The 3959-nt window shown below is 40.1% G+C and carries 3 protein-coding genes; 2 read left to right on the top strand and 1 reads right to left on the bottom strand.

What is annotated here, in order from left to right:
- A partial coding sequence (locus tag LUQ50_RS09410; protein WP_300039502.1) for a PKD domain-containing protein occupies positions 1–1116 on the top strand: 1116 nt, incomplete at its 5' end.
- A 485-nt stretch (positions 1117–1601) separates the two neighbouring features.
- Here the strand turns inward: LUQ50_RS09410 and LUQ50_RS09405 are convergent.
- Positions 1602–3107: a DUF2079 domain-containing protein gene (locus LUQ50_RS09405; protein ID WP_300039500.1), complete on the bottom strand. Its 1506-nt coding sequence runs from the start codon at positions 3105–3107 to the stop codon at positions 1602–1604.
- A 456-nt stretch (positions 3108–3563) separates the two neighbouring features.
- On the opposite strand from LUQ50_RS09405, the gene LUQ50_RS09400 reads away from it, so the two are divergent.
- A partial coding sequence (locus LUQ50_RS09400) for a hypothetical protein (protein ID WP_300039498.1) occupies positions 3564–3959 on the top strand: 396 nt, incomplete at its 3' end.

The raw sequence follows: 3959 nt of genomic DNA, 5'->3' as shown, positions 1-3959 counted from the left end.
CTATTGATTCCTGTATTCAATCTTACCGAGGCGAATCCTGGAACATTGTCTGTATGGGTCACGAATCTTTCCACCGGAAGATCCGGAAATCTTCTGGACTCCTTTGAAGTTCTTCCTCCACGATATTACTCCATCAATGCAACGGTCACAGGAAATGGAACTATCAGTCCCTCTGGTAATCTGACAATACAATCGAGTCACAATCAGACGTTTACTCTCACCCCTGATCCCGGTAATATACTATCAGAGGTGTTGGTTGATGGGTTAAGTATCGGTTCTACTTCTGCCTACTCATTCACCAATATTCAGGCCAATCATACCATTTATGCATATTTCAGAGAGAAAGACGGGTTATCGCTCATTAACTCGTCTGCCAACCAGTGGAGTAACATCATTCCTGTAGGCAAAAACTACTACCCTGAGTATTCAAACCAGTCATACATCATTCAGGCAAACCCCGGTGCATTTCTTGCCAATGTAAGTATTGATACTGATGTAATAAACGCCTCAATCAAACACTGGACTTTTACCAATCTCACAGATGATCATGCCATCCATGTTGAAGGAGAACCAGTTACCGGGCAGGTTCTTGTATTCTTCAATGCAACCCCGCGGTATGGTCAGGTGCCTCTTAGCGTGAACTTTTCCAGCGAGGAATGTCTGGGATCACCAACCTCCTACTTCTGGCAGTTTGGAGATGGAATAACAGATGGAACTCCAAATCCTGTGCATGTCTACCAGACTCCCGGAGTTTACACGGTATCCTTACGGGCAACCAATGATCATTCAGGCGGATATGGTCAATGGTCCAACCTGATCACTGTTACCCGTGATGCGGTACCTGAACCGACGCCAACCCCGATTCCAGGAATAATAATCGCAGATTTCAGAGTTTCTCCTGCTAGCGGGTCTGCTCCGTTAACAGTTCAGTTTACGGATCTCAGTTCAGGTAATCCTGTCTCCTGGTTCTGGGATTTTGGCGACGGATACACGTCTGATCAGCAAAATGTTACTCATACGTATAACAGCAAAGGCAGTTACGACGTCAGATTATTAGTTAAGAATAGCCTTACAAGCGGAGGATTGGAAAAACCTGATTTAATCGTTGTTTCATAATTGTATAAAACCAGATTCACGAATGCAATGAATCGGAGCCCAAATCTCGTTTTTATAGCCCTGTTATATTCCCTGATCCCGGTCATTGCCTGATATCAGATCGGATCTGAAAAATTAACAGAATAGCGTTGCGATACAGGTGGATAAATTTTCGAGCAATAACGAATCAGGCACTGAATTAGTCTTTATCAGGTAATCGTCATATGTGTCCGGAATTCGGCTATATATCGGGCTTAATATTCGAAAATAAGTGATTTTGATGATCAGGATCCGGGTTCACCCCGGATTAGAAGGTAAGGTGTCATCATCTGTTTATAACAGGTATCAGATTAGGAAGTGACCTTGAATTTAACTGGTATCCTTCATATTATTATTCTAACAGTTTAGATCCAAATTAGCCAGGTAATCCTATCAATGTATACCTATGCATCTTCAGATATCAGGCAGATCACTTTCAAAGGGAAAGGGAGAGAGCATAACCCGGATTACGACACATACTCTGCTCTCGGCATCTTTTGAAAAGCTGTTATCAGTTCAGACTGAAGTTTTGGGTTTTCCTTATTCACCAGGAGAACAAGATTATCATCATTTAGTACCGGCACAAACGTTTCATTTATTTTTTCGATATCATCATTAAAATCGGCTGCCCGTCTTGGAAATGTTATATCAACCAGAATAACATCAGCCGTGTCATGGTAATCTACCCATATCTGTTTACGACTGGACACCTGAGGAAGAAGATTATACTGGGTTGAGATGGATGTTCCTTGTGGAAGAACTGATAAAATCTGATTAAGAAATATCCGGTGATCATCCATCGCCTTCTCATCAGTCGTCCCAGTCATATGTACTACCCTGATAGCAGGAGAATAGACAACAGCTGATATGACCGTGGAGATAAGAATCAGGCAGACAAGAGCTTTCCATGTCTTTTTTCCTACCCTGCCATCTCCGGATTTAACCCTGAACACAGTCATAATGGTCGCGAAAAAGAGAACCGGGATCACCAACGCCGAGTACTGATACAAGATGCTATAATAGTAGGGATTGGGTGAGAGGAGAATTTCCAGAAATGACGGGATCGAGATCGCACAGATCTCCGGTGCTCCAAGAGGGGTAAACAGAAGGGGGATAAACGTCATCAACACGTACATGATCCTGTTTCCGTTGTGTTGAGAGAGTGTATTGACAGGATCAAGATACTGTGGGAGGAATCCGGACTGCACCACCACGCTTGAAGAAGCAAATATCGGTCTGATAATGCTTAAAAACAATATCAGATCACAGAGGGAAAGAACGATGAGTACGAGATACGGCCACCGTTCAGAATCTTGATTGGTTCTCGTTTGGTACAACCCAATAAGTCCAATCATGATAAGTATCAGGGATACGTCTTCTTTCACAAATAATGAGAGAAGTCCAAAGAGAAGCAAAACATTCCTCCTTCTGGTGATAAATCCCCATAATGTCATACCAAGCAAGAAGGGAAGAAATGCTACTTCATGAAAATCATACAGGTTGACGCCATGTACGGATGGATATAACAAATATGCTAATCCAATGAGACACCCTGCCTCTTTCCCGATCATCTCCTTTCCACACAGATATATGGGAATTGCTCCAAGCCCGAGGAGGATACATTGTGCAATAAGCAGCGTTTGAGGTCCGGGAAATAATGCATATACCGGTACCAGGGTTAGGAGTATGGGAGAGAAATGAATACCAAACTGGGAACTTTGAGTTAATGAGTTGGTAAGGAGTTCCCCATTCATTACTGTATTCCAAAATGCCTGATTAAATACTGCCAGATCATATTCGAGTTGAAAGGTATTGTATTGAAAGAGAGAAAGGTACGTGAAAAATAACACATAGATAGCGATGCCAATCGCTACTATGGCATCACAGATATCAGGACACCGGAGGTCTGATCTTCCCAGGCGATCTCGAAAGAAACCATGGTGTATCGAGGATGATGATGTTGCACGTTTCATGAGAAATCGTTAGATGTGGCGAATATTGAATGTTTCATTACAGAGTTATAAATCCAATTACAATGATAATGATTGTGATCCAAATGAAGAGTTCAATTAACAACTTATATATAAGTTTTCTATTAATCGGATTAGCAATCCTAATAATTGTCCCAACTATTTTTAGTTCATTTCCTTGGTACGGCTGTATATCAATATTTCTTTTAATGATTGGAATTCTTATGATAATTAGTGGAGTTAACCAATGGACAAAAGAACCAAATATTCCTCAAATATCTATCAAAAATTCTCTTTATTCCTTTTTATGGGGATATACGATATTTCTGATTGGTATAATAAGTTTGATTGCAATTCTTGTACCAAACATTAATTATATTTACCATTTCTGCTCATTTCTCCTGTTATTTGGTATCGGGTTTACGATAATCTGGCAATTGAATAATAGAGGTCATTCTAATGATTAATCCAGAATCATTGATACAAAAAGTGAATGACGATCAAACTCTGCTTGAATGTATAGCCCAGTATGTACCATTGTACCATGAATATAAAAAGAAGGACCTTATACGAGAAATTGATGCACTTATTAGAGATAATTTACATTCATCGTTACAGACATACATCAGGAATCTCAGATGGATTCATAAAGAATTAATAAATAAAGATCTGTTTCCCGAGGCTAGCCAAGTTGAATCTGCGATAATTCAGACAGATATTATTGCTAAAAAGATATTGCATGCAAAACAAGGATACTCAGCAATATGGAAGGCAATTAAAGTAGGACAGAAGGAGTTATCTAATCTAATGTATTATGATGCAAACCTACTAGAAAAAGTTCACTTATTGGGTGAT

This window comes from Methanospirillum sp., from assembly GCF_028679455.1.
Lineage (GTDB): Archaea > Halobacteriota > Methanomicrobia > Methanomicrobiales > Methanospirillaceae > Methanospirillum.
This window is presented reverse-complemented; position numbering and strand designations above follow the sequence as displayed.